General features: G+C 64.2%; 26 protein-coding genes and 1 riboswitch. Of the genes, 5 read left to right on the top strand and 21 right to left on the bottom strand.

Going from position 1 to position 23,864, the window contains the following annotated elements:
* Positions 1-75 precede the first annotated feature (75 nt).
* Positions 76-477 (top strand): GFA family protein, encoded by a 402-nt coding sequence (locus WDX12_RS19830; RefSeq protein ID WP_434721699.1) that lies wholly within the window; start codon positions 76-78, stop codon positions 475-477.
* Positions 478-576: 99 nt separating this feature from the next.
* On the opposite strand, the gene WDX12_RS19825 is transcribed toward WDX12_RS19830, so the two are convergent.
* The 6 genes from WDX12_RS19825 to WDX12_RS19800 all read right to left on the bottom strand — a co-directional run bounded on the left by WDX12_RS19825 (position 577) and on the right by WDX12_RS19800 (position 5,994).
* A complete protein-coding gene (locus WDX12_RS19825) occupies positions 577-864 on the bottom strand; it encodes a hypothetical protein (protein WP_434721698.1) in 288 nt (95 codons plus the stop codon).
* Positions 865-1,071: 207 nt separating this feature from the next.
* Positions 1,072-2,979: a 1-deoxy-D-xylulose-5-phosphate synthase gene (gene dxs / locus WDX12_RS19820; protein WP_434721697.1), complete on the bottom strand. Its 1,908-nt coding sequence runs from the start codon at positions 2,977-2,979 to the stop codon at positions 1,072-1,074.
* Positions 2,980-3,418: 439 nt separating this feature from the next.
* Positions 3,419-4,339, bottom strand: a complete 921-nt coding sequence (locus tag WDX12_RS19815) for a pirin family protein (RefSeq protein ID WP_434721696.1) — start codon at positions 4,337-4,339, stop codon at positions 3,419-3,421.
* Between the two features lie 9 nt (positions 4,340-4,348).
* Entirely contained in the window at positions 4,349-4,615 is a 267-nt protein-coding gene (locus WDX12_RS19810) for a DUF2277 domain-containing protein (protein WP_434721695.1), read from the bottom strand.
* A gap of 197 nt (positions 4,616-4,812) precedes the next feature.
* Positions 4,813-5,064, bottom strand: a complete 252-nt coding sequence (locus WDX12_RS19805; RefSeq protein WP_140809600.1) for an exodeoxyribonuclease VII small subunit — start codon at positions 5,062-5,064, stop codon at positions 4,813-4,815.
* Positions 5,065-5,067: 3 nt separating this feature from the next.
* Positions 5,068-5,994 carry a histone deacetylase family protein gene (locus WDX12_RS19800; RefSeq protein ID WP_434721694.1) on the bottom strand — a complete coding sequence of 309 codons (927 nt, stop codon included), beginning with the start codon at positions 5,992-5,994 and terminating at the stop codon, positions 5,068-5,070.
* A 115-nt stretch (positions 5,995-6,109) separates the two neighbouring features.
* Positions 6,110-6,286: riboswitch (cobalamin riboswitch) on the top strand.
* A 43-nt stretch (positions 6,287-6,329) separates the two neighbouring features.
* On the opposite strand from WDX12_RS19800, the gene bluB reads away from it, so the two are divergent.
* Positions 6,330-7,061, top strand: coding sequence for a 5,6-dimethylbenzimidazole synthase (gene bluB, locus WDX12_RS19795; protein ID WP_434721693.1), 732 nt, complete (start codon positions 6,330-6,332; stop codon positions 7,059-7,061).
* On the opposite strand, the gene WDX12_RS19790 is transcribed toward bluB, so the two are convergent.
* Together WDX12_RS19790 and WDX12_RS19785 are read right to left on the bottom strand one after the other, a co-directional pair.
* Entirely contained in the window at positions 7,062-8,042 is a 981-nt protein-coding gene (locus WDX12_RS19790; RefSeq protein WP_434721692.1) for a hypothetical protein, read from the bottom strand.
* Positions 8,043-8,272: 230 nt separating this feature from the next.
* Positions 8,273-8,866 (bottom strand): TetR/AcrR family transcriptional regulator, encoded by a 594-nt coding sequence (locus WDX12_RS19785; protein WP_320294748.1) that lies wholly within the window; start codon positions 8,864-8,866, stop codon positions 8,273-8,275.
* 120 nt (positions 8,867-8,986) lie between these two features.
* On the opposite strand from WDX12_RS19785, the gene WDX12_RS19780 reads away from it, so the two are divergent.
* A complete protein-coding gene (locus WDX12_RS19780; protein WP_434721691.1) occupies positions 8,987-10,207 on the top strand; it encodes an MFS transporter in 1,221 nt (406 codons plus the stop codon).
* A gap of 269 nt (positions 10,208-10,476) precedes the next feature.
* Here WDX12_RS19780 and ribB read toward each other — a convergent pair whose 3' ends face one another.
* Together ribB and aroC are read right to left on the bottom strand one after the other, a co-directional pair.
* A complete protein-coding gene (gene ribB, locus WDX12_RS19775; protein WP_434721690.1) occupies positions 10,477-11,577 on the bottom strand; it encodes a 3,4-dihydroxy-2-butanone-4-phosphate synthase in 1,101 nt (366 codons plus the stop codon).
* Between the two features lie 84 nt (positions 11,578-11,661).
* The gene (gene aroC, locus WDX12_RS19770; RefSeq protein WP_434721689.1) at positions 11,662-12,777 is read right to left on the bottom strand and encodes a chorismate synthase; all 1,116 of its coding nucleotides are present in this window, start codon (positions 12,775-12,777) and stop codon (positions 11,662-11,664) included.
* A gap of 195 nt (positions 12,778-12,972) precedes the next feature.
* Here aroC and WDX12_RS19765 point away from each other — a divergent pair, with 195 nt between their 5' ends.
* Positions 12,973-13,236, top strand: a complete 264-nt coding sequence (locus WDX12_RS19765) for a DUF1344 domain-containing protein (RefSeq protein WP_140783436.1) — start codon at positions 12,973-12,975, stop codon at positions 13,234-13,236.
* 128 nt (positions 13,237-13,364) lie between these two features.
* Here the strand turns inward: WDX12_RS19765 and WDX12_RS19760 are convergent, their stop codons facing one another.
* The 5 genes from WDX12_RS19760 to WDX12_RS19740 all read right to left on the bottom strand — a co-directional run bounded on the left by WDX12_RS19760 (position 13,365) and on the right by WDX12_RS19740 (position 17,040).
* Entirely contained in the window at positions 13,365-13,952 is a 588-nt protein-coding gene (locus WDX12_RS19760) for a histidine phosphatase family protein (protein ID WP_320294744.1), read from the bottom strand.
* 55 nt (positions 13,953-14,007) lie between these two features.
* On the bottom strand, positions 14,008-14,826 hold the full coding sequence (gene fabI, locus WDX12_RS19755) for an enoyl-ACP reductase FabI (RefSeq protein ID WP_224669765.1): 819 nt from the start codon (positions 14,824-14,826) through the stop codon (positions 14,008-14,010).
* A gap of 108 nt (positions 14,827-14,934) precedes the next feature.
* Entirely contained in the window at positions 14,935-15,876 is a 942-nt protein-coding gene (locus WDX12_RS19750) for a DnaJ C-terminal domain-containing protein (protein WP_434721688.1), read from the bottom strand.
* A 123-nt stretch (positions 15,877-15,999) separates the two neighbouring features.
* Positions 16,000-16,461 carry a hypothetical protein gene (locus WDX12_RS19745; protein ID WP_434721687.1) on the bottom strand — a complete coding sequence of 154 codons (462 nt, stop codon included), beginning with the start codon at positions 16,459-16,461 and terminating at the stop codon, positions 16,000-16,002.
* A 114-nt stretch (positions 16,462-16,575) separates the two neighbouring features.
* On the bottom strand, positions 16,576-17,040 hold the full coding sequence (locus WDX12_RS19740) for an RT0821/Lpp0805 family surface protein (RefSeq protein ID WP_320294742.1): 465 nt from the start codon (positions 17,038-17,040) through the stop codon (positions 16,576-16,578).
* Positions 17,041-17,080: 40 nt separating this feature from the next.
* On the opposite strand from WDX12_RS19740, the gene pdxH reads away from it, so the two are divergent.
* A complete protein-coding gene (gene pdxH, locus WDX12_RS19735; protein WP_320294741.1) occupies positions 17,081-17,698 on the top strand; it encodes a pyridoxamine 5'-phosphate oxidase in 618 nt (205 codons plus the stop codon).
* A gap of 20 nt (positions 17,699-17,718) precedes the next feature.
* Here the strand turns inward: pdxH and WDX12_RS19730 are convergent, their stop codons facing one another.
* The 6 genes from WDX12_RS19730 to WDX12_RS19705 form a co-directional block, all read right to left on the bottom strand.
* Positions 17,719-18,288, bottom strand: coding sequence for a hypothetical protein (locus WDX12_RS19730; protein WP_434721686.1), 570 nt, complete (start codon positions 18,286-18,288; stop codon positions 17,719-17,721).
* Between the two features lie 9 nt (positions 18,289-18,297).
* A complete protein-coding gene (locus WDX12_RS19725; protein WP_434721685.1) occupies positions 18,298-18,876 on the bottom strand; it encodes a hypothetical protein in 579 nt (192 codons plus the stop codon).
* A gap of 7 nt (positions 18,877-18,883) precedes the next feature.
* On the bottom strand, positions 18,884-19,477 hold the full coding sequence (locus WDX12_RS19720) for a hypothetical protein (protein ID WP_434721684.1): 594 nt from the start codon (positions 19,475-19,477) through the stop codon (positions 18,884-18,886).
* Positions 19,470-20,795 carry a hypothetical protein gene (locus WDX12_RS19715; RefSeq protein ID WP_434721683.1) on the bottom strand — a complete coding sequence of 442 codons (1,326 nt, stop codon included), beginning with the start codon at positions 20,793-20,795 and terminating at the stop codon, positions 19,470-19,472. Before WDX12_RS19715 ends, WDX12_RS19720 begins: the two co-directional genes overlap by 8 nt.
* A gap of 288 nt (positions 20,796-21,083) precedes the next feature.
* Entirely contained in the window at positions 21,084-21,839 is a 756-nt protein-coding gene (locus tag WDX12_RS19710) for a crotonase/enoyl-CoA hydratase family protein (RefSeq protein ID WP_434721682.1), read from the bottom strand.
* A 26-nt stretch (positions 21,840-21,865) separates the two neighbouring features.
* Positions 21,866-23,635, bottom strand: coding sequence for an acyl-CoA dehydrogenase family protein (locus tag WDX12_RS19705; protein WP_434721681.1), 1,770 nt, complete (start codon positions 23,633-23,635; stop codon positions 21,866-21,868).
* Between the last annotated feature and the right edge of the window lie 229 nt (positions 23,636-23,864).

Below are 23,864 nucleotides of genomic sequence, written 5' to 3'. Positions count from 1 at the left end.
ATGGGTTTGAATATCGGGCAGCAGGCTGCAGAATGCCAGCGGGAACAGGCCATTCGTCAGCCGGTGGAGGTGGCAATGCTGAAAGGTACCTGTCATTGCGGCGCGGCCCACTGGACGCTGGAAGGCGATCCCGGTGGAATCACCGCCTGCAATTGCACGCTTTGCCGGCGCTACGGCGCACTCTGGGCTTATGACTATCTCGACGAGCGCATCCGCGTCGCCGGGCCGCTGAAATCCTACACGCGCGCCGAGGTGTCGGAGCCCGCGCTGGAGATCCTGTTCTGTCCGACCTGCGCCTGCGTGGTCGCCTTGCGCGGCCTGCGCCAAGGCAAGAGCGGCCGCACGCGCATTGCCGTCAATGTCAGGCTGGCGCCGCCACAGGACGTCGCCGACCTGCCGATCGACCATTTCGACGGCCTCGACAGTTTCAACGACCTGCCGCGCGACGGGCGCTGCGTGCGGGATATGTGGTTTTAAAGCATGTCTCCCGAAAGTGGTCCCGGTTTCGGGACAAAGACATGCTTAAGATCAAAGACTTAAAGCAGGTTGCGTGAATCCTTTTTCACGCGACCTGCTTTAAAAGACAGTTCGCGAAACCTGGCGCTCGACGGCCGGCGTCAGGCCGTCATTGCCGGATGCTTCCTTGCGCGGCGGCTCAACCGAAGTGGGCGCGACAGGCGCAGCATCCGGCACCACGACGAGTTGAGGAACCTGCTTGTAGGAGAAGGTGCCGCGGATGTTGCCCATCTTGCCGGCGACGATCTCCATCGCCGCCTTTTCGAGATTGCGGTCGTAACGCGTCTCGGCTGCCGCCGGCGCAGCCATGGCAGCCAGCAAGGCCATGCCGCAAAGGAACGCCTTCATTGTTCTTACCCCGTGCCTGGGACCAAGGTCTTAGCAGGGCGCCGTTGAAAATCGGCCAAGAGACAGGGTAAGCGAACCGCCAAATGGAAGCGTTAACAACTAGTTACGATCTTGAATTGACGCAATTCCGGACGCAAAACCGCGCACACTTTTGCTGGAATTGCTTCCGGCAGCCGGCAAACCGATTCAGCGTGTTGAAGTCTTGATTCAGGCGCGCTGCGCCTGCACGCCGCGACCGAGCGCAGCAAAGACCGTGCGCACGATACCTGCAGAATCCAGGCCGGCATCGGCATACATCTTCTCCGGCTTGGCATGATCGGTGAACATGTCCGGCAGCACCAGCGGGCGCACCTTGAGGCCGCTTTCCAGCAGGCCTTCATGGGCAAGGAAATGCAGCACCTGGCTGGCGAAGCCGCCGATAGCGCCTTCCTCCACGGTCACCAGCACCTCGTGTGAACGGGCGAGCCGGCGGATCAGATCTTCGTCCAGCGGCTTGGCGAAGCGGGCGTCGGCAACCGTGGTGGACAGGCCTGCCGCGCCGAGCTCCTCGGCCGCCAATAGGCAATCCTGCAGCCGCGTGCCGAAGGAAAGCAGCGCGACCTTTGTCCCTTCCTTCAGGACGCGGCCCTTGCCGATTTCGAGCACCGAACCGCGCTCCGGCATGTCGACGCCGACGCCGTTGCCGCGCGGATAGCGGAAGGCGATCGGACCGTCATCATAGGACGCCGCGGTGCGCACCATGTGGCGCAGCTCCGCCTCATCGGCCGCGGCCATGACGACGAAGCCCGGCAGCGTGGTGAGGAAGGTCGTGTCGAAGGCGCCGCAATGGGTGGCGCCGTCGGCGCCGACGAAACCGGCGCGGTCGATCGGGAAGCGTACCGGCAATTTCTGGATTGCAACGTCGTGCACGACCTGGTCGTAAGCGCGCTGCAGGAAGGTGGAATAGATGGCGGCGAAGGGCTTGTAGCCTTCGGTGGCCAGCCCCGCCGCGAAGGTCACGGCATGCTGCTCGGCAATGCCGACATCGAAGGTCCGCCGCGGAAACACCTCGCCGAACAGATCGAGGCCGGTGCCACTCGGCATGGCGGCGGTGATGGCGACGATGCGGTCGTCCTCGCGCGCTTCCTGGATCAGGCTTTCGGCGAAGACCTTGGTGTAGGCCGGTGCATTGGCCGGCGCCTTGGCCTGCGCGCCGGTGATGACGTCGAACTTGTTGACGCCGTGATATTTGTCGGCCGCGGCCTCCGCCGGCGCGTAGCCCTTGCCCTTCTGGGTCACGACATGGATCAGCACCGGGCCCTTGCCGTTGTCGCGCACATTCTTCAGCACCGGGATGAGATGCTCCAGATTGTGTCCGTCAATGGGGCCGATATGGTAGAAGCCGAGCTCCTCGAACAGTGTGCCGCCGGTGACGTAGCCGCGCGCATGCTCGACGGCGCGGGTGATGGCGCGGTCGGCGCGCTTGCCGAGATAAGATGTCAGCTTCTTGCCGAAGTCGCGCAGGCCTAGATAAGCCTTGCCGGAGGCGAGCCTGGCCAGATAGGCGCTCATGGCGCCGGTCGGCGGCGCGATCGACATGTCGTTGTCGTTGAGGATGACGATCAGCCGGGCATCGAGCGCGCCGGCATTGTTCAGCGCCTCGAAGGCCATGCCTGCCGACATCGAGCCGTCGCCGATGACGGCAATGACATTGTTGCGCCCGCCTGACAGGTCGCGCCCCATGGCCATACCGAGGCCGGCCGAGATCGATGTCGAGGAGTGTGCCGCGCCAAACGGGTCGTATTCGCTCTCGGCGCGCCGGGTGAAACCGGAGAGGCCGCCTTCCTGGCGCAGCGTGCGGATGCGGTCGCGGCGGCCGGTCAGGATCTTGTGCGGATAGGCCTGGTGGCCGACATCCCAGATCAGCCGGTCGTCCGGCGTGTTGAAGACATAATGCAGCGCGACGGTCAGCTCGACGACGCCGAGGCCGGCGCCGAGATGGCCGCCGGTCTGCGACACGGCGTCGATAAGCTCGGCGCGCAGTTCCGCGGCAAGCTGCGGCAACGCGCCCTCATCGAGCGTCCGCAGGTCCGCCGGAATGCGGACCTTGTCAAGCAGCGGCGTGTCTGGCTTCACTCGGGCGCGTCCTGCCTCAATTGATCGAACACGGCGCTACCAGCAAATTGCGCCTTAATCATGCGCCGGAATAGGCCGCCGGCGGGCGAATGTAAATGCGCGCCAGTGACGCGCAGGCATTGCTCGTTTCGGTGAACCATCGCAAACGTCTGCATTGGCGAAGCCTTCCCAATGTCGTCATTCCAGGGCGAAGCAGGAGCGAAGCTCCGTCGCGGAGACCCTGGAATCCATTCCGTGACTTCAAACCAAGCGTGCAGCGGAGCAGAATTCTGCACCGTTGCAATGCTCGGAGGTCACGGAATGGATCCTCGGGTCTACGCGCGTCGCTTCGCTCCTTGCTTCGCCCGTGGATGACGACGCGACCGATGTATTCAGCCAATCGCCACGGCATGCGACCTTGCTAACGCAGGCATGTCCGGGCAGTCGAAATTCTGCGCTACTAACCTTCCGGCAGCGGAATGAACTCTTCCTCATCGCCAGGAACGATATCGAAGCGGCCCGTCTTCCATTCCTGCTTGGCCTGCTCGATGCGTTCCTTCGAGGACGAGACGAAATTCCACCAGATATAGCGCTTGGAGCCGAGCGAGGCGCCGCCGAACAGCATGAAATGCGCGCCGCGCTCGGAGGAAACGACGATCTCCTCGCCCGGCTTGAACACCAGGAGCCGCTCGGCCGGGAAAACATCGCCGGCGATCGAGACGTCGCCTTCCAGCGTGTAGATGGCGCGCTCCTCTGCATCGGCCGGAATTTTCACGGCAGCACCCGCCGCCAGGCTGAGATCGGCGTAAAGCGTGTCCGAAGCGGTCGCAACGGGCGAGTGGAGGCCTGAGAACGCACCAATGACGACGCGGCCGCTGACGCCCTCGGCATCGATCTGCGGCAAGCTGGCCACCGCGGTGTTCGCGAACACCGGGGCAATCTCCTCTTTGCCGTCAGGCAGCGCCAACCAGGTCTGCAGGCCGGAGACCGACATCGGCGCGCCGCGCAGTTCCTGTGGCGTGCGCTCGGAATGAACGATGCCGCGTCCGGCGGTCATCAGGTTAACGTCGCCGGGCGCGATCACCATTTCGGTACCGAGCGAGTCGCGGTGCCTGATCTTGCCGTCGAACAGGTAGGTGACGGTGGAAAGCCCGATATGCGGATGCGGGCGCACGTCGAGCGCATGACCGGCGCGCAGGATGGCCGGTCCCATGCGGTCGAAGAAGATGAACGGCCCGACCAGACGGCGCTTTGCCGTCGGCAAGGCCCGGCGCACCTCGAAACCGCCGATATCCTTGGCGTTCGGAACCACCATCAGCTCGATCTGGTCGCAGGCGAAGGCATCGCCGGGCTCAGGATCGTTTCCCGGAAAGAAGCTCATGACCGTCCCTCAGGCGAAGCGCAGCGCCGACCTGGCTTTCGCCTTGGCGGCCTCTTCCTCGCGGTTGCGCGGTTCCTGGCTGGTTTCGAGCGAGTCGATCAATTCGCGCGCGATCGCGGCGATCGCCTCCACCGCATGGTGGAAGGCATGTTCGTTGCGCTTGGACGGCTTGGTCGAGCCGCTGAGCTTGCGCACGAACTGAAGCGCAGCATCATGCACTTCGTCATTGGTCGCCGGCGGTTCGAAATTGGCCAGGGTCTTGATGTTGCGGCACATGGCTTGAACTCCTTACCTGCTTGCTCTGCCCCTGCCCGGTCTGAGATCATGCACCGAGGTGTGTTGAGATTCAGGTCAGGCCGAGCCGAAAATGGTGGCTTCCGAGAGCCGGAGCGGAGCGTACTTGAAGTACGTGAGCATCGGAAGCGCAGGGAGTTGCCATTTGCAGGCCGGCCTCACCTGAATATCAATACACCTCAGTCCGCGTCCAGCGGCTCCGTTCCTACCGGCTTGCCGTCGCGCGACAGCCTGATCTTCTCGACCTTGTCCTCGGCGGCCTTCAGCAGCCGGTCGCAGTGCGCCTTCAGCGCCTCGCCGCGCTCGTAGATCCTGATCGACTGGTCGAGCGGGACGTCTCCGCGCTCCAGATCGTCGACGATCTTCTCCAGCGCGTCGAGCGCCTGCTCGAAGCTCATCGCCTTGACGTCCTCATTGCCTTCCACTGCCATACCCTATCCCTTCATCAGCCGCCCGACATGGGCGGCGACTGAAAATGCCAGTCCCTGCAGATCGTAGCCGCCTTCCAGCAGGCTGACGAGCCTGTTGGAGCTGTGGCGCCCGGCGCGCTCCATCAGCTGGCCGGTCGCCCAGTCGAAATCGTCCTCGGTCAGGTTGATCTCGGCCAGCGGATCGCGGTGGTGCGCGTCGAAGCCGGCGGAGATGATGATGAGGTCCGGCGCGAACGCATCGATGGAGGGCAGCACGCGTGACAGGAAGGCATCGCGGAACAGGTCGCTGCCGGTCTGCGGCGCGAGCGGCGCGTTGACGATGTTGCCGGCGCCGGTCTCGCTCTTCGCGCCGGTGCCGGGATAAAGCGGCATCTGGTGCGTCGAGCAATAGAGCACCGACGGGTCGTCCCAAAAAATGTCCTGGGTGCCGTTGCCGTGGTGGACGTCCCAGTCGACGATGGCGACGCGCTCGGCCTGGTGCTTCTTCTGCGCGTAGCGGGCAGCGATCGCGGCCGTGTTGAACAGGCAAAAGCCCATCGCGGTGGTCTTTTCAGCATGGTGGCCCGGCGGACGCGCGGCGACGAAGACATTGGCGGCGCGGCCTTCGAAGACGTCGTCGACCGCGGCGTTGGCGCCCCCGATGGCCGTCACCGCGGCCTGCCAGCTTTTCGGGCTGGCGCTGGTATCGGCGTCGATCGAGACGATGCCGTTCTCAGGGATCGCCGCGCGCACGCGCTCGACGAAATCCTCGGGGTGCGCATAGAGGATGGTTTTCTCGTCGCCTTCGGGCGCCTTGACGCGGTCGAGCGCCGAAAAAGCCTCGTCGTCGAGCACACGCTCGATGGCGCGCAGGCGGTCGGGCCGCTCGGGATGTCCGGGCGGCGTAAGATGTTCCAGGAAGATCGGGTGCGTGTAGAGACGGGTGGCCATGGCGCCTAATCTAGGCACCGGCGGCACGGATGACCATGTTTGAAAGCCGAATGGCTGGGGAAAATTGCGCCAACCCGTGTCGCTGGCACCATTGGCGCAGCGCAAGCTTCGCGGTAAGGTCTCGTCGCTGCCTGGTGCCCGCGACGCGGGAGAATCGGGAACACGGTTGAACTCCGTGGCGTGCCCAACGCTGTGAGGGGGACCGCGCCGGCAAGAGCCACTGTCGATGACGGGAAGGCGCCGGTGCGGGACGATCCCGAGCCAGAAGACCGGCCTGGCAGACATGGTTTTCCGCTTGGTCAGGCGGGAGACTGCTTATCGCAAGGGGAAAAGCGATGACGGCAGCAGCGATCGCCACGAGCGGCGACGACTTTGACCAATTGGCGCGCGACGCGGTCTACAGGGCGATGTTCACCAGGCGTGACGTGCGCAGCCATTTTGTCTCCGACGATCTCGATGACAGCGTGCTGGCGCGGCTGATCACCGCGGCCCATCACGCGCCGTCGGTGGGCTACATGCAGCCGTGGAACTTCATCGTCATCCGCGACGCGGCAAGGCGGCGGCAGGTGCGCGATCTGTTCCTCGCCGCGCGCGAACAGGAACTGCCGGCGATCGAGGCGGAACGGCAGGCGCTCTACCGCAAGCTGAAGCTCGAAGGCATCTGCGAAAGCGCGCTCAACCTGTGCATCACCTGCGACCGGCAGCGCTCGAAAGACTCTCCGCTCGGGCGCTGGCACAACCCCGAGATGGATCTCTACAGCACCGTCTGCGCGGTGCAGAATTTCTGGCTGGCGGCGCGGGCGGAAGGTGTCGGCGTCGGCTGGGTCAGCATCATCGAGACCGAGGCGCTGAAGCAGCTCTTGTCGATCCCGGAGCATGTCACGCCGATCGCCTATCTGTGCGTCGGCCGCGTGTCGCAATTCGCGCCGAAACCGGACCTCGAGGCGCATGGCTGGGGCAAGCGCCTGCCGCTGCCGGAGCTGGTGATGAGCGAGACGTTTCGCGGCGCCGGCGAAGCGCCGCTCAAATCGGCGATTGCGAGGCTTGGGAGCCCGCCGAAGCCGTGATCAAGCGGCCCGAGGCGTATCCCAGCGCGAGCCGCCGAAGGAGCCCAGCGCCTTGTCGCGCAGTTCCCTGAACTTGGACGAGGCCTCGGCGAGCCGGCGGTCCCATTCGGGATTGGGCGTCTGGCCTTCGATGGCTTCGAAATAGACCTGCATCAGCGAGGCGATGGCGAAGGGCTCGATGAAGGCCGCCTTGAAGGCCCAGGCAAACACGATCGCCAGCACGAAGGCCCAGCCGGCCAACTGTCCCGGCATGACCCAGAGGATCGCGGCGGCGGGCGCCAGCATCAACAGGAAGATGACGAAGGACACGCCCCACATGATCACCGCTAGCCAGACGGCGTTCTTGACCATGTGCTTGCCGTTCTGAGCGTAAAGCACGACGCCTTGCCGCGCCGTCTCGAAGGGCGAATTCGAATTGATGCGGATGTTGTAGCCGAGGATGATCTCGTCGACATAGGTCAGCGAGATGCGGATCACCGTGTTGATGAAGCTGACGAGGCCGCTCAGGCCCGGAATGGGCAGGAAGGCGGCGATGCCGCCGATCAGGCCGGTGATGGCGCGGATCGCGCCCTTGACCAACTGGTCAACGACGAAAAGGATGTTGGCCTCGGCGAAACGCTGGGTGACCACTTCCTTCGCATAGGCGATCTGCCCTTGGCCGTCGGGAACGTCATGACCGTCGATCAGATGCACCATGACGGCGATATGACCGGCCTTGAGCACATAGAGAATGTATTCGCGGATCCAGTAGACGGCGATCGAGACGATGCCGAAGCCGACCACGCCGCCCCAGAGCGCGAAAGACGTCGGTCCGTCCGGGTCGGTCGAGATGTGGCCGACGCCGTAGCCGACGCTGGCGCCGGTTCCGGTCGCCATGATGTAGGCGACCGTGATGCCGAAATAGACGATCATGCGAAAGACGATGAACGGCCATGTCCGCATCATGATGGACACCGACCTGGCGATGCTGAAGTCCCACATGCCCCGACTCTCCCACCCGCGCATGACCCCGAAAATCGGAATCGATTTTCGGAAAAGGATCATGCGCCAAATCAAGTTTTACAGCGTCCTTTGCGCGTTCAAAGAACGCGCGGCGCTGTAAGAGAATGGCTGGGGAGGATGCGCTCACCCGATCGATTGTCAATCACGGCAGGGTTGCGAGGGCTTGAAACCAGTGCACAACCCGGCGGCTTGGTCAGCCAAACGTGCCGTCAAGTTTTTCTGCGCAAGCCTTCGAGCAGTTGCTTGAACGCCGCGATCGCCTTCTTCGACGTCGCTTCGGGGTCACCGGAATTGGCGATACGCTGCGCGGCCTGGCTGCTGGCGCCGTTGATCAGCAGTGCGGTCGTCTCGGGATCAAGCTCCGGAACGACCACGCCATCGTCCTGCAGCTTCGTCAGATGGTTGGTCATCGAGGCGATGCAGGCACTGGCATTGGGCCATTGCGCCGGGTCGCCGAGCACCGCCGGGCCGTCGCGGAACATGATGCGCTGGATTTCCGGCTCCAGCGCCATCTCGATATAGGTGGTGCATTCGTCGACGAAATGCTGCCAGCGGGTCGGCGCTTTCGACGCCACCTCGTTCACCCGCACGGCCATTTCGCCGTCGATCTCGGCGATCACCGCCTGCAGCAGCCCCTTCTTGTCGCCGAAATGATGGTAGAGCGCGCCGCGGGTCAGCCCGGCAGACGCAGTGAAATCGTCCATCGAGGACTCGGCATAGCCGACCGTGCCGAAAGCATGGCGAGCGGCCGCGATCAGCTTGGCGCGCGTCTCGGCGATCATCTCCTTGCGCGGTCTGTGCATGGCTCTGGCTCTATTTACATACGTTCCGTATGCCAATTGACATACGCTGCGTATGAACTATCTGACTTTCATACGCAGCGTATGTAGTTGCGATATGTTATGTTGTCGAGGAGCAAGACCATGCGAAACCCTTATTCGGACATCTTTCGGGCTCCCGGCACGAAAGGCTTCGCCGCGGCCGCCTTCATCGCGCGGCTGCCGATCGCCATGGCGCCGATCGGCATCGTGGCGATGCTGTCGCAGACGCATGGCGAATACTGGCTGGCCGGCGCCGTCTCGGCCACCTACGCGCTGGTCAACGCCTTCCTGTCGCCGCAGGTGTCGCGGCTGGTCGACCGGCGCGGCCAGACGGCGATCGCCGCGCCGATGACGCTCGTCTCGGTCATTTCCTTCGCGACACTGATCGTCGCGGCCAACCAACACTGGCCGGCCTGGACCTTGTTCCTTTCCGCTCTGCTTGCCGCCGCCATGCCCAGCATCCCGGCATTGGTCAGGGCACGCTGGACCGAGATCTTTCGCGATCGTCCCGAGCTCAACACCGCCTTCGCCTTCGAATCGGCGGCGGACGAACTGGTCTATGTCGCAGGCGCCTCGCTGTCGGTGGGCTTGAGCGCGGCGCTGTTTCCCGAAGCCGGCATGGTGGTCAGCACGTTGCTGCTCGCGCTCGGCACGGCGGCATTCCTGCTGCAGCGTTCGTCCGAACCACCCATCCGCCCGGCGGAACATGGGGCCACCGGTTCGGCGATCCGCCTGCGGCCAGTGCAGATCATCACCTTCGCGCTGATCTTCGTCGGCGCGACCTTCGCCACCACGGAAGTCACCACCGTCGCCATCACCAAGGCGCTCGGCCAGCCTGAGGCAGCAAGCCTCGTCATCGGCGTCTACGCTCTGGGATCCTTCGTGCTCGGCATCGTCGTCGGCGCGCTCAGCCTGAAGGCGCCGCTGCAACGGCAACTGGCTGTCGCAGTCAGCGTGATCGCGCTCACCACGCTGCCGCTGCTTTTCGCCGACACTGTGCCGACGCTGGCGCTCGCGGTGTTCGTGAGCGGCGTCGCGATCTCGCCGACCTTCATCACCGCTTTCGGCCTGATCGAACGCCACGTGCCGCCGGCGATGCTCACCGAAGGCGTCACCTGGGTGACCACCGGCATCGGCATCGGCATAGCGCTCGGCTCCTTCGCCGCCGGCTGGATGGTTGACAGTTTCGGTCCGCAGAGCGGGTTCTGGGTGTCGGTGGCGGCAGGCGCGATCGCGCTGGCCACCGTGCTCGCCGGGCAACGCCGGTTGGCGACGGACGATTGCGACGTGGACAGAGGCGAGGCGGTGATCCCGGCGCAGTGACGGCCAAAAGCGTGGCCAGCCATCCGTTGATCATCGCAGAGGTTGGAAGTTGGCCGTAGCCTCTATGACTTCGTCATCCACGGGCGGAGCGACGCGAAGCGGAGCGCAGACCCGAGGATCCATTCCGTTACCTCGATCGTAGAGCGCAGCGGAGCAGAATTCTGAACCGTCGCGGCGCTTCGAAGTCACGGCATGGATCCTCGGGTCTGCGCGCGGCGCTTCGCTCCTTGCTCCGCCCGTGGATGACGACGTCGCGGGGGTTCAGCGAGCTACAAAATTTCGGTCTTGGCGATGTGGATGCCAAACCCCTCGAGACCGACATAGTGGCGCTCGCGCGAGGCGATCAGGTTGATCGAGGAGATGCCCAAGTCCTTGAGGATCTGGGCGCCGAGGCCGATCTCGCGCCACTCATTCTCGCGGCGGCGGGCTTCCTCGTGGTCCTCGCGGTCGCCGCTCTGCGGCCGATTGCGCTCCTGGTGGGCGACGCCGACGGACCCCTCGCGCAGATAGACGATGACGCCGCGCCGGCGCTCGCCCATCGCCGTCATGATGCCGTCGAGCCGGTGGCTGGTGCCGAAGACGTCAGTGACGACATCTTCGGAATGCAGGCGCACCGGCACGTCCTCGCCGTCGCGGATATCGCCGAAGACGACCGCGACATGGTGCATGGAATCCCAGGGCAGCGTGTAGGTGAAGACCTGCGCCTTGCCGCCGGGCGTGTCGATGTCGGAGCAGGCGACGCGTTCGACCAGCGTTTCCTTGCGCTGACGGTAGGCGATGAGGTCGGCGACCGAAACCTGCTTCAGGCCGTGTTGTTCCGCGAAAGCCTGCACTTCCGGGCCGCGCTTGACCGTTCCGTCGTCGTTCACCAGCTCGGAGATGACGCCGACCGGCGGCAGGCCGGCAAGCTTGCAGAGATCGACCGCGGCTTCGGTGTGGCCGGAGCGCATCAAGACGCCGCCTTCGCGCGCGATCAGCGGGAAGATGTGGCCGGGGCGCACGAAATCCGACGGGCCGACATTGCCATTGGCAAGGTTTCGCACGGTCAGCGTGCGATCGTCGGCGGAAATGCCTGTTGTCGTGCCATGCTTGAAATCGACGCTGACCGTGAAAGCGGTGGTGTGGGCGGAGTCATTGTCCGCCACCATCGGCGCCAAGTTCAGCCGCCTGGCGTCCTCGCGCAGCATCGGGGTGCAGACGATGCCGGAGGTGTTGCGCACGATAAAGGCCATCTTCTCCGGCGTGCAGTGGACGGCGGCGACGATCAGGTCGCCCTCGTTCTCGCGTCCGTCATCGTCCATGACGACGACGATCTCGCCGCGCTCGAAGGCGCGGATCGCTTCGACGATCTTCTTCTGGTCGTAGGGCATTGGGCGCTCGCTTCGCTCGCAGGGAATAGGGAATAGGGAATAGGCAGTAGAAGGAAGAAACGGCTGTGTCGGGCGGCCTACTGCCTAATCCCTACTGCCTACTCCCTTCCCTGTCTGTCCTCTGTGCCGCAGATAATGATCGGCGATCGCGCAGGCAACCATGGCCTCGCCGATCGGCACCGCGCGGATGCCGACGCAAGGATCGTGGCGGCCCTTGGTCATCACCTCGACATCGTGACCGTCCTTGTCGATCGACCGGCGCGGGGTCAGGATCGACGAGGTCGGCTTGACGGCGAAGCGGGCGACGATCGCCTGTCCAGTCGAGATGCCGCCCAGGATGCCGCCGGCATTGTTCGATAAGAACACCGGCTTGCCGTCATTGCCCATGCGCATCTCGTCGGCGTTCTGTTCGCCGGTGATACGGGCCGCCTCGAAGCCGTTGCCGATCTCGACGCCCTTGACGGCGTTGATCGACATCAGGCCGGACGCGATGTCCTGATCGAGCTTGGCGTAGATCGGCGCGCCAAGGCCCGGCGGCACGCCGTCGGCAACGATCTCGATCACCGCGCCGACCGAGGAGCCGGCCTTGCGTATGCCGTCGAGATAGGCGGTGAAGACCGGAACCGAGGCCGGATCGGGCGTGAAGAACGGGTTTTCGGCGTCGCCGATGAAATTCCAGTTCCAGTTGCCGCGATCGATCGACTTCTCGCCCATCGAGACCAGCGCGCCGCGCACCGTCATGCCGGGAACTATCCTGCGCGCCAGGGCGCCGGCCGCGACCCTTGCTGCCGTCTCGCGCGCCGAGGAGCGGCCGCCGCCGCGATGGTCGCGCAGGCCGTATTTGACGTCGTAGGTGTAGTCGGCATGGCCCGGGCGGTACTGGCGGGCGATCTCGCCATAATCCTTGGAGCGCTGGTCGACATTCTCGATCAGCATCGATACCGGCGTGCCGGTGGTGATCATCGTCTCGCCGTCCTCGTCGAGGATGAAGCCGGAAAGGATCTTGACCTCGTCCGGCTCGCGGCGCTGGGTGACGAAGCGCGACTGTCCGGGACGGCGGCGGTCGAGCTCGGCCTGGATATCCTCGCGCTTGAAACGAATGCCGGGCGGGCAGCCATCGACAACGCAGCCGAGCGCGGCGCCGTGGCTTTCACCCCAGGTGGTGACGCGGAAGAGATGGCCGAATGTGTTGTGCGACATGAGAATACGCCCTGCCCCGGCGGCAAAGCCGGTTAGGCTGCCTTCTATTGGCGTTTTCCACAGTGGTCAAATGACTGCATCAAACTGTGATCTGCCGGATTTAGTTTTGACACATTCGGTTGGTTTCTGCTCTCCTCCATCCGCCGTTGAGGATCCGCCGCTGACCAGCCGGCGCAATGACCAAAGAGGACGACGATGCGTACCCTGATTGGCGCCGCCTGCGCCATGTTGCTGATTTCCACCGCCGCCGCCTTCGCCGGCCAGACCGAAGGCCTGATCAAGAAGGTCGACAAGGACACGCTGACGCTGACGCTTGACGACGGCAAGGCCTACAAGCTCAACGCCGAGACCGATATCGACTCGCTGAAGCCGGGCATGGACATCGTCATCGCCTTCGACGTGACCAATGGCGAGAATGTCGTCACCGATATGCAGTTGCCCGACAGCGACCAGAACTAGTCCGACGCAAGCCCGCGCTGCGCCGGGACCAACCTTAGACATTGGCCGAAACGCCGAAGCTTCGTCATTCTAGGGCGAAGCAAGGAGCGTAGCGACGCGCGCAGACCCTAGAATGACGATGCTAACCTTCACAACCACTCCAGGCTGCGGCCTTCCAGTCGCAGCAGGCGATCCTGCGGGATCTCCAGGCCGGCGGCTTCCTGCTTGGAAATTCCGGTGACGAAACGGAAGAAGCAGCGCATGACGCCGCCATGGGTCACGCAGACGGTAGGCTGGCGCAGCCCGTCGAACCACGGCTTGATCCGGTCGAGCAGCATCTCGTAGCTTTCGGCGCCCTCGCCGGGCGGCTGGAAATCCCACTTGGAAGCGCGTCGGCCGTCGGTTGAACCGGGAGCACGTTCCTCGAGTTCGGCGAAGGTAAAACCCTGCCAGTCGCCGAAGCTTATCTCCACAAGGCGCGCATCGGTGCGGTAGGCGGTGGGATCGAGCCCCATCGCTTCGCGCATCAATTCCATCGTCTCGCGCGTGCGCCGCATCGGGCTGGCGACAAAATCGAAATCCGCAGGATTTCTGATCAGCTGCGCCAACCGTCGGCCATTTTGCGTGGCCTGCTCGCGGCCGAATGCGTTGATGTCGGTGTCGGCCTGGCCCTGCAGGCGGTGCTCGGCATTCCACTCGGTCTGGCCGTGGCGCGCGATGTAGACGAGCGGATACATCAGGTCTTCCAAGGTCGGGCCAGGGCCTGGGACGAAGGATCGGCGAAGGAGAGGATCAGTCCTTGACGGTCGAGATATCCGGCGCGTCGACCGCCTTCATGCCGACGACATGGTAGCCGGAATCGACGTGGTGGACCTCGCCGGTCACGCCGCGCGACAGGTCCGACAGGAAATAGACGCCGGAATCGCCGACCTCTTCCTGGGTGACCGTCTGCTTCAGCGGCGAATTGTACTCGTTCCACTTCAGAATATAGCGGAAGTCACCGATGCCGGAGGCGGCGAGCGTCTTGATCGGACCGGCCGAGATGGCGTTGACGCGGATCTTCTTGGCACCCAGGTCGACGGCGAGATAGCGCACGCTGGCTTCGAGCGCCGCCTTGGCGACGCCCATGACATTGTAATGCGGCATCACCTTCTCGGCGCCGTAATAGGTCAGCGTCAAAAGCGAACCGCCATCGGTCATCAGCGGCTCGGCGCGCTTGGCGATGGTGGTGAAGGAATAGACCGAGATGTCCATGGTGCGCAGGAAATTGTCGCGCGTCGTCTCGACATAGCGGCCGGTGAGCTCGTCCTTGTCGGAGAAGGCGATGGCATGGACGAGGAAGTCGAGCTTGCCCCAGTGCTTGGCAATGTCGGCAAAGACGGCGTCGAGGCTTTCCGGGTCGGTCACGTCGCAATGTCCGGCGACATGCGCGTTGAGTTCGGCCGCGAGCGGCTCGACGCGCTTCTTGAAGGCTTCGCCCTGATAGGTCAGCGCGATTTCGGCGCCATGATCGGCGCATGCCTTGGCGATGCCGAAAGCGATCGACCGATTGTTCGCGACGCCGAGGATCAGGCCCCGCTTACCGGCCATCAGGCCCTGTCCAGCTGCCATGTGCAAGCTCTCCGCAAGAATATCTGCTTTGTGGAGAGCCCTATCGCACAGGCACAAAGCCCCTTCAAGCGCCCAAAAGACACTGTAACAGGAACAAAATTCCCTCAATCAGCCTTTTCGGCCGCGCATCAGGGCCTCAAGCTCGGCATTGCCGCCTTCCGGCAGCATCAATCGCACATGGGCATAGAGATCGCCATGGCCGCCAGCCTTTTCCGGCAGGCCCCTGCCCTTGAGGCGCAGCACCTTGTCCGAGCTCGACCATGCCGGGACGTTGACCGCGAGCTTGCCGGTCGGCGTCTCGACCGCCACCTTGGCGCCGAGGACGGCGTCGGCCAGGGAGACAGGCAGGTCGACATGCAGGTCGCGCCCCTCGATGCGGTAGCGCGGATGGCGGCGGATGTGGATCTTGACCAGCGCATCGCCCGGCTGGCCCGGACCCTGCCCGCCCTGACCCTTCAGGCGAATCGTCTGGCCGTCCTCGACATAGGCCGGCAGCTTCACCGCCACCTTGCGGCCGTCGGGGAACATCGCCGTCACCTTGTCGGCGGTGGCTGCCTCCTCGACGCTGATGTCCATGGTGACGTTGAGGTCGGCAGCCTGCGCCGGCTGGCGGCGGTCGCCTGGCCCGGCCGCCCTTGCGCCGGCGCCGCGGGCGCCGGAAAAAGCATCGCCGAATATCTGGCTGAAGATATCGCTGTTGCCGTCGAACGGATCGCCGCCCGGACGCCCGGTGCGGAATTCGAAATGCGCGCCGCCCGGGCCCTGCTGACGGCGGAACCCGGCGAACGGGTCGCCGCCGGCCGCGCCTTCAAAACCCTGGAATTTCGGCTTGCCCTCGGCGTCGATCTCGCCGCGGTCGAAGGCGCCGCGCGTCTTCTCGTCGCCCACGACTTCGTAAGCCTGGTTGACGGCGGCAAAACGGTCCTTCGCTTTGGGATCATTCGGATTCTGGTCCGGATGATGCTTCTTGGCGAGCTTGCGGTAAGCCGATTTTATGTCCTTCGCCGATGCGTTCTTGGCAACGCCCAGCACCTCATAGGGGTCGCGCATGCTTCCTGCCTGCAAGAGAGAATGGATTTGTGGTCGCTCCCTATATGCGCTCGCATAGGAAGAAATTCCAGTGGTAGTTGGATCCTGTCTCGGTTTGAATTTCGCCGACAGAACTTCTAACCGTCATCGGTTCGCCACTCGGAAATCATGATAGGCTAATTCATAAGTGCTCTGTTGGAACCCCGGCATTTCCTCTCGCAAGCGGGTCAAATCGTAGTCCATAAGGGGCCATGCTTTGGTGCTATACAACTCGCCTGCCGCCTTTATCGCCTCTAGGAGACGATCGTCACTTGCATCGGGGTGAAATGCCCTAAGTCGAAGCAACATCATTTCACGTCGATTAAATTGCTCTATGACAAGGCGCGGGCCAACATAAATCCGAGGAGGAACCGGCTGTGCAGCAGGATCATTAACGAACGGCGCATTGCGAAGTCCAGCCTCATATGCGATGTGCTCTAATAGATGTTCATAGCTAAAGAGAAAGTATGCGGCATCCCATAGAGGTAAATTCACCATCTTATCAAAAATGTCTTTTGCTTTCGGTACCGACCACAGCTTGGCCGATAACTCTTCGGGCGTGATCATATCAAAAGCCTCCGCTGGTATCGAATACATACGAAGAATAGTATCGCGACTCCATTCGAACGAAGCGGAAGTTCAAACTGAGACCAACAATGGGTAGCCTTACCCTGGTCGAAATCAGAGCGCCTTGAATTCCTGCATGCGCCAGCCACCGGCGCCGGCCAGGCACAACTCACCCTTGTAGAGCGCGACGCCGTCGAAGCTCTCGCGCGTGGCGCTGAAACGGCGGCAGGTCAGCCCGCCATCCTTCAGCTCCAGCAGTTCGGTGATCGCCCCGCGCGAGCCGGTGCCGGCATTGGCCCATGGCACCGCCTGGCCGCCCAACTCCTTGATGTCGGCCGAGGAAACGGCATTGCCGATGGTGGTCTGGTCGGAATCCTTGTCGCCGGCGGCCGGGGCAGCGGGCGAGGACGGGGCGCTGGAGGTGATGATCGAGCGGTCGACATCAGCCTTTTCCAGGCTGAAGCCACCTGCGCCGCAGGCGGCAAGGGGAAGGGCCGCTGCCACGACCACAGCCTTGACGCTGGCCGAAGCGATAACGCCCCATTGCCTGCTGTCAAAAGCTTGCGCGATACGCGACAATCGGCCAACTCCTCCCGCAACGGTAAAAATTTGGAAAACTATGAACGAAACCGAGTTAACAAGCAGTGACTTCACCGAGGCGGCGGAGCCGTTCAGGCTCTTTGCCGCATGGCTGGAGGACGCCACGAAAAGCGAGATCAACGATGCCAACGGCGTCGCCCTGGCGACCGTCGACGCCGACGGCATGCCGGATGTGCGGATGGTGCTGCTCAAGGGGTTCGACGAAAAGGGGTTTGTCTTCTACACGAATTTCGAGAGCGCCAAGGGCCGCGAGATTCTTGGCAGCATGAAGGCGGCGATGTGCTTCCACTGGAAATCGCTGCGCCGCCAGGTGCGGGTGCGCGGGCCGGTGGAGATCGTCAGCGACGCCGAGGCCGACGCCTACTATGCGACGCGTCCGCGCGGCAGCCGCATCGGCGCCTGGGCCTCGAAACAGTCGCGGCCACTGGAAAGCCGCTTCGCGCTGGAGAAGGCGGTGGCCGAATATACGGCGCGCTATGCCATCGGCGAGATCCCGCGGCCGAAACACTGGTCGGGCTTCCGCATCCTGCCGCAGACGATCGAGTTCTGGCATGACCGGCCCTTCCGGCTGCATGACCGGGTCGTCTTTTCGCGCAATGCCGCCGGTGGCTGGGACAAGAGCCGGCTCTATCCCTAACCCCGAACGCCTGCCGGAAATCAGTCCTTTTCCAGCTGGAACAGCAGGAAGCGCGGCCGCTCGCTGGCGACGCCGACGGCAGGGCGTATCGATTTGGTGGCTTCCTTCGGCACCAGGAACGTCTCGCGCAGATTGAGGGTGTCGCCGCTCTTGGCGCCCGAGAAGATCGCCGAGATGCAGTTCCCGACATTGTCGGGGGTCTTCAGCGAGACGATCGAGGTCGGTAACCAGCGCCGGCCGTCCTTGTCAATCAGCGTGACCTTGCAGCCGAGCCAGAGTTTTTGCAGGTCCGGATCGCCGACCTTGACCTGGAAGTCGGCCAGCACGGGCACGGAGTCCGGCGGCAGGTTCGACATGCCGAAGGCGCCGCGCAAATCGGTCAGTTTCCAGTCGCTGCCGCCGAAATGCGCGCTCTGCCCCCACACGACGCGGCGCGCGAACAGGTCGCTGTCGCCGAGCAGCGCCTTGACGCTGTCATAGGACTCCACGGCCAAGGCGAGCGGGATCAGGAGCGCGAGCGACCACAGGCTGCGCCGCCGCCATTTCCGCTCTCCTGCCCTATTCTCCTGATCCAGAGCCTCTGCCGTCATTCGCTTTCCTCAGAGCGGCTGCGCCATATCCAGCATGTCGACCGTGCCGGGAGGCAGGCCGTCCGGCGCGACTGCCACCGGCCCAAGCGCGATTTCGGCCTGGGAGTCCAGCGCCGCCATCAGCTTCTCCGAAACGAGCAAGGTCGCGTCGCTCACCTGGTCCGGCCGCATTTCGAAGATCAGCCTCGCCTTCCTCGGCAGGCCGGGATCGATCGCGACCGGCAAAAGCCCGTTCATGAAGGACAGCCTCTCGGTCTGGTCGTAGGCAAGACCGGTCGGCCCGCGCCAGGACGCGACACCAATGGTTGTCGACTCGGAGCGCGCCGCGAACTCGACCGTCACCACGGCCCAGACGCCGCCGGTGGTCAGGACCTTTTGTTGGCCGAACTGATCGACCTTCAGCTTGCGGGCGAACTCGACTTTCTCGGCATGGACCTCGAAGGCGCGCCCGACAACGGTATCGCCGAGTTTGCCGTGCGCGGGGATCGGCCCGATCAGGTCGCCGTAACGCGGCTTCGATGTCTGCAGGCCGTAGCAGAAAACCATGGCGACAAGCAGCAGGGCGATGTTGGCCGATTTTCGCATCATGGGCCCATCATGGCTGGATATCCCCGCTGTCGGGCCCGGCGCCGACGGCAATGGTCAGCGTGCCGGCCGGCGTGGGATTGAACCAGCCCGGCAGGCCGTAGAGATTGTCGCGCGGCTTGTAGGTCTTGCGGATGACCGTCAGGCCGAAACTGGCAGGTGCCGCCGCTCCATCCGGCAATTGCCAGATATAGGCCATGCGCTCCGGCATGCCGGGATGCAGTTCGGGCGACATCGTGGAATCGCGCGTCAGCACGATGAAGGGTTTGGTGGCCGGATCGACCGTCGCCGGGCTTGCCTGCAGCACGTCGAAATAGTCCTTGGTCGACTTTGCGGTGCGGTTGGTCATTTCGAGCTCGAGGACCAGCGCCTTGCCGCCCGGCTTGAGCAACGTCCCGTAGGCGTATTTTTCCGTGGTGACATAGGCCTTCAATGGCCGCAGCAGCCACTCGCCGGTGTCGATCCGGCTTGCCGGCGCCAGAACCGGCAACGGCTCATGCCTCGCGCCGAAGGCGCCAAGGACACCCGCGACGGCAATTGCGGCTGCCGTGCCGATGCCGGCGACGGTCCACGCCTTCAGCCGTGAGCGGGCGCTTTCAAGCATTCTGCGCCTCGATTTCCGTGGCGTCGGCCGGCCCGGCCGGCTCGGCGCTCCCGCCGGCGTGGCGCTTGGGCAGTGCGAACGCCGTTTCGAGGACCGCGGCGAGGAAGCAGATGCGCAGCGGCTCGACCAGGATGCCGGTCGAGGAATCCTGGAATGGGCTGCCGAACAGCAGCGACACGCCTTCCGAGAGCACCTGCCAGGTGTCGAGCTCATGCGGTCCGATGAGCCGCGTCATGCCGAGCCACGCCCAGGCGGCGAGCCAATCGATCAGGCGGTAGCCGACGATCAGCGTCACGATAAGCACGACGCCCGAGCTCAGCGTGATGCGCACGCCGTTGGCGATCGGCAGGTAACGCGAGCGGTAGCCGGAGATGAAATGCTCGGCGAAGTCGCGCAGGAATTTCGGGATGGCGCGATAGCGTTCGCCAGCGCGTTCAACCCGCCGGTGCATGCGCATCAGTTCCTTGTCGTCGCGCACGTCATAGCCGTAGATCAGCGCCGCCAGCACCAGCCAGATCACCGGCAAGAGCATGTAGAAGAACAGGTTCACCAGCCTGGTCGTGGTGTCGATGCAGGTGACCTCGACCGGCACCATCGGATCGGCGAAAGCGCTGGCGATGGGATGCGCGACGCCATCAGCCGCCGCCTGCAGGGCGGAAAAGATGTTGCGGCTCATGATCCAGGCGACGGCCTCGTCCTTCCAGCGCGAGATCACATAGAGACCGATGAAGATCCAATTGGTCTCGCAGATGACCACGACGATCTGCCAGAAGGAGCGCGAGCCGCCGCGCTTCTGCATGGCGGTGGCGAAGCGCCTGATCAGCCAGGAGATGACGACCGACACGATCAGCCAGCGCGAATCCAGCACATCGAGCACGTTGCCGGCGCCTTCGCCGAAGGGCGCCATGTCGAGCGTGACGCGCGAATATTGCCGCACCGTGTCGCCGAGAAAGCCCCAGGCGGCGTAGTAGGCGAAGAAGGGCAGCAGCGCGACGGTGACCATGCGCGCCAGCCGCGCGCTACCGCTCCGTGGCCCGGTTTCGCTTTCGCTCTGGGCCGACTGCTGCGCGACGCGCACGGCAGGCAGCGCGGGCAGCAGGGTCTGGAACATGGCGACGGTGACGATGAGCTGGGTCAGCGCGACCAGCGTCAGCAGAGCGAGACCGGCCATGTGGTTGAGCAGGGCCGCGCGTGCCGCGACCTGCATGAACAGGTCGCCGAACACGATGCCCAGAAGTACCATGGCGACCAGCTGCGGCCAGAAGCGCCACCAAAGTTTCATGGTGAGCGCCAGCGGTCTTACGGCAATGGCAAGCATGTCGGACGTTCAATCCGTCGGTGCGTGCCTCGTCATTTCGGAAGGTTGCTCGTCAGCGGCAATTTTGCGGGCCATGTCCACTCCAGGCGACTAGAGCGCTTCGCACTGTAGTCCTTGTCTTGGCGCAATTCCGGACGGAAAACCGCTACGCACTTTTCCTGGAATTGCTGTAGGCCCCCGCCCCGTCGGCTTCGTGAGATAGGGCGCGAAAACGACAGTGTACAGACCAAAAATCGCGTCAGACGCGAGTTTCGCTCGAAGCTGCCACAACCTGACAGTGTCGTGAATTCAGCCCGCCTTCCTGCGCGTCATGAAAGCGGTGAGCGCTGCGCGCGCCTCTTCCGAGGTCAGCCGCTCGCGGAAATGCTCGCTTTCGACCTTGATGCGGGCGACGAGTTCCTCGCGCGGCTCGCGCATCAGGTCGCGCGCGATCTTCAGCGCCTGCGGCGGCTTGGCGCCGATGTTGCTGGCGGCGGCCAGCACCGCGCCTTCCAGCGCGTCTTCCGACACGACGTCGTAGATCATGCCGGCGACCTTGGCGCGCTCGGCCGAAAAACCCTCGCCGAGACCGAGCAGCGCGAAGGCGCCCTGCCGGCCGAGGAGCTGCGGCGCGATCAGGCTGGAGCCGGCTTCCGGCACCAGGCCGAGATCGACGAAGGGCGTGCGGAACAGCGTGCGCGGCGTGGCGAAGGTCAGGTCGCAATGCAAATTGAGCGTCGTGCCGATGCCGACCGCGATGCCATCGACGCCCGACACCATCGGCTTTTCCGACCTGGCCAGCGCCATCAGGAAATCCCAGACCTCGTTGCCGCCCTCGCCGCCGGTGGCGATGACCAGGAAATCGGCAAGGTCGTTGCCGGAGGAGAAGGCGCCCGGAACGCCGAGGAAGACATGCACGCGGACCGCCGGATCGGCATCGCCTTCGGCAAGGGCCGTCGACATCTTCGCGTACATGGCGCGCGTCAGCGCGTTCTTCTTGTCCGGGCGGTTGATGCGGATGATCTGCACGGCGCCCTGGCGCTCGACGAGGATATGGTCTGTCACGGCTGGTCCTTTGAACGTCGGGATGCTTAAGCGGAAATCAGTGCCTTGCCGGCGGCGGCGAGACTTTCTGCGCCGTCGATGACGCGCTCCTTCAAGGCGCGCGTCTCGCCGAGTAGGTTTTCGGCAAAGAAGCGGCAGAGCGCGATGCGGCCACGGTCGGCCAGCCCGCCCTGCGCCAGATAGGCACCGCCGGCGGCGAGCGAGATCAGGCGCAGATAGGGCGTGGCGCCGGCCATCGCGGCGTCGATCTTGCCGTCGGCGGTGAGCTTCTGCAGGAAGCGCGTCGCCTCGTCGAGATCGCTGAGTGACCGGTCGAGATTGTCGGCGGTACGGCCGAAGCCGTCGATGTTGGAGGTGCGCACCGCATCGGCCACGGCTTTCAATTCGCCGATATAGCGATGCACATGCTCTCCGCCGCCAAGCGGCAGTTTTCGCGCCACGAGGTCGATTGCCTGGATGCCGTTGGTGCCTTCATAGATCGGCGCGATGCGGGCATCGCGATAAAGCGCCGCGGCGCCCGTCTCCTCGATGAAGCCCATGCCGCCATGCACCTGGACGCCCAGCGAGGCGACCTCGACGCCGACATCGGTCGAGAAGGCCTTTGCCAGCGGCGTCAGCAGGTTGGCGCGGTCGCGCCAGGTGGCGGCGGCCTCGCCCTCGCCGACGCGGGCGCGGTCGATGGCATGGGCGCAGGAATAGCTGATCGAGCGGGCGATCTGGGTCAGCGCCTTCATGGTCAAGAGATTGCGCTGCACGTCGGGGTGATGGACGATCGGCGCCATGCCGGAACCGGAATAGTCCGATGCCTTGCCCTGGCGGCGCTCGTTGGCATAGGCGATCGCCTTCTGGGTGGCGGTCTCGGCAACCGCCACGCCCTGCATGCCGACGGCGAGGCGAGCGTTGTTCATCATGGTGAACATGCAGGCCAGCCCCTTGTTCTCCTCGCCGATCAGCCAGCCGATGGCCCCGGGTGCCGCGCCCTGAAAGCCGTCGCCATAGATCATGGTGCAGGTCGGCGAGGCATGGATGCCGAGCTTGTGCTCGAGGCCGGAACAGAAGACGTCGTTGCGGCCGCCGAGCGAGCCGTCGTCATTGACGAAAAACTTCGGCACCAGAAACAGCGAGATGCCGCGCGTGCCGGCGGGCGCGACGGGCAACCTGGCCAGCACCAGATGCACGATGTTGTCGGTGAAATCGTGCTCGCCATAGGTGATGAAGATCTTCTGGCCGAAGATGCGGTAGGTGCCGTCGCCGACCGGCTCGGCGCGGCTGCGCAAGGCCGCGAGGTCCGAGCCGGCCTGCGGCTCGGTCAGGTTCATCGTGCCCATCCACTCGCCCGAGACGAGTTTGGCCAGATATTTTTGCTTCAGCGCCTCGGAAGCATGTTTGTCGAGCGCCTCGACCGCGCCCATGGTGAGCGTCGGGCCGATGCCGAAAGCCATGGCGGCGGAATTCCACATTTCGAGCGCTGCGACGCCGAGCATCGTCGGCAGGCCCTGGCCGCCGAACTCCTCCGGTCCAGACAGCGCGTTCCAGCCGCCGTCGATCCAGCGCCGGTAGAGCTCCTTCCAGCCGGGCGGCGTAGTGACGGCCGCGTCCTTCAGCACCGCGCCATGCGCGTCGCCGATCTTGTAGAGCGGGGCGACCTCCTCGCTCGCGAAACGTCCCGCCTCGGCCAGGATCGCGTCGACGAGATCCTCGCCGAGATCGCCGAAGGTGCCGGCGTCCAGCGCCGGCTTCAGCCCGGCCACCTGCTTCAGCGTGAAGGCGATGTCCTCGACCGGTGCGCGATACATGTCTGCTCCTCCTCCGTTCCAGCCAACCGTAGTACATGGCCGAAGCGAAACCATGTGTCGATTTCGCACCTTCTTTTTACGTAAACGTCAAATTTTGTCACGCGGATTTTGCAGGATCGTCATCTACGGGCGGAGTGGGAGCGTAGACCTGACGAGCGTTTCGACCAAGCGAAGGTCGGAACGCTTTGCCCCCCATGGAAACAATCGCAAACTTCGAAGATTAGCCGCA

The sequence above is a fragment of the Mesorhizobium sp. RIZ17 genome, from assembly GCF_051127865.1.
GTDB lineage: Bacteria > Pseudomonadota > Alphaproteobacteria > Rhizobiales > Rhizobiaceae > Mesorhizobium > Mesorhizobium humile.
This window is presented reverse-complemented; position numbering and strand designations above follow the sequence as displayed.

Coding starts and splice junctions, on each gene's coding strand:
- WDX12_RS19790 (WP_434721692.1), bottom strand. CDS start 8,042: ATGTGGGACTTCAGCATCGCCAGGTCGGTGTCCATCATGATGCGGACA.
- WDX12_RS19715 (WP_434721683.1), bottom strand. CDS start 20,795: ATGCTTGCCATTGCCGTAAGACCGCTGGCGCTCACCATGAAACTTTGG.
- pdxH (WP_320294741.1), top strand. CDS start 17,081: ATGAACGAAACCGAGTTAACAAGCAGTGACTTCACCGAGGCGGCGGAG.
- WDX12_RS19780 (WP_434721691.1), top strand. CDS start 8,987: ATGCGAAACCCTTATTCGGACATCTTTCGGGCTCCCGGCACGAAAGGC.
- WDX12_RS19830 (WP_434721699.1), top strand. CDS start 76: ATGCTGAAAGGTACCTGTCATTGCGGCGCGGCCCACTGGACGCTGGAA.
- WDX12_RS19745 (WP_434721687.1), bottom strand. CDS start 16,461: ATGATCACGCCCGAAGAGTTATCGGCCAAGCTGTGGTCGGTACCGAAA.
- WDX12_RS19705 (WP_434721681.1), bottom strand. CDS start 23,635: ATGTATCGCGCACCGGTCGAGGACATCGCCTTCACGCTGAAGCAGGTG.
- fabI (WP_224669765.1), bottom strand. CDS start 14,826: ATGGCAGCTGGACAGGGCCTGATGGCCGGTAAGCGGGGCCTGATCCTC.
- WDX12_RS19825 (WP_434721698.1), bottom strand. CDS start 864: ATGAAGGCGTTCCTTTGCGGCATGGCCTTGCTGGCTGCCATGGCTGCG.
- ribB (WP_434721690.1), bottom strand. CDS start 11,577: ATGCCCTACGACCAGAAGAAGATCGTCGAAGCGATCCGCGCCTTCGAG.
- WDX12_RS19810 (WP_434721695.1), bottom strand. CDS start 4,615: ATGTGCCGCAACATCAAGACCCTGGCCAATTTCGAACCGCCGGCGACC.
- WDX12_RS19805 (WP_140809600.1), bottom strand. CDS start 5,064: ATGGCAGTGGAAGGCAATGAGGACGTCAAGGCGATGAGCTTCGAGCAG.
- bluB (WP_434721693.1), top strand. CDS start 6,330: ATGACGGCAGCAGCGATCGCCACGAGCGGCGACGACTTTGACCAATTG.
- WDX12_RS19760 (WP_320294744.1), bottom strand. CDS start 13,952: ATGTATCCGCTCGTCTACATCGCGCGCCACGGCCAGACCGAGTGGAAT.
- WDX12_RS19720 (WP_434721684.1), bottom strand. CDS start 19,477: ATGCTTGAAAGCGCCCGCTCACGGCTGAAGGCGTGGACCGTCGCCGGC.
- WDX12_RS19800 (WP_434721694.1), bottom strand. CDS start 5,994: ATGGCCACCCGTCTCTACACGCACCCGATCTTCCTGGAACATCTTACG.
- WDX12_RS19730 (WP_434721686.1), bottom strand. CDS start 18,288: ATGACGGCAGAGGCTCTGGATCAGGAGAATAGGGCAGGAGAGCGGAAA.
- WDX12_RS19815 (WP_434721696.1), bottom strand. CDS start 4,339: ATGAGCTTCTTTCCGGGAAACGATCCTGAGCCCGGCGATGCCTTCGCC.
- WDX12_RS19765 (WP_140783436.1), top strand. CDS start 12,973: ATGCGTACCCTGATTGGCGCCGCCTGCGCCATGTTGCTGATTTCCACC.
- WDX12_RS19750 (WP_434721688.1), bottom strand. CDS start 15,876: ATGCGCGACCCCTATGAGGTGCTGGGCGTTGCCAAGAACGCATCGGCG.
- WDX12_RS19725 (WP_434721685.1), bottom strand. CDS start 18,876: ATGATGCGAAAATCGGCCAACATCGCCCTGCTGCTTGTCGCCATGGTT.
- WDX12_RS19785 (WP_320294748.1), bottom strand. CDS start 8,866: ATGCACAGACCGCGCAAGGAGATGATCGCCGAGACGCGCGCCAAGCTG.
- aroC (WP_434721689.1), bottom strand. CDS start 12,777: ATGTCGCACAACACATTCGGCCATCTCTTCCGCGTCACCACCTGGGGT.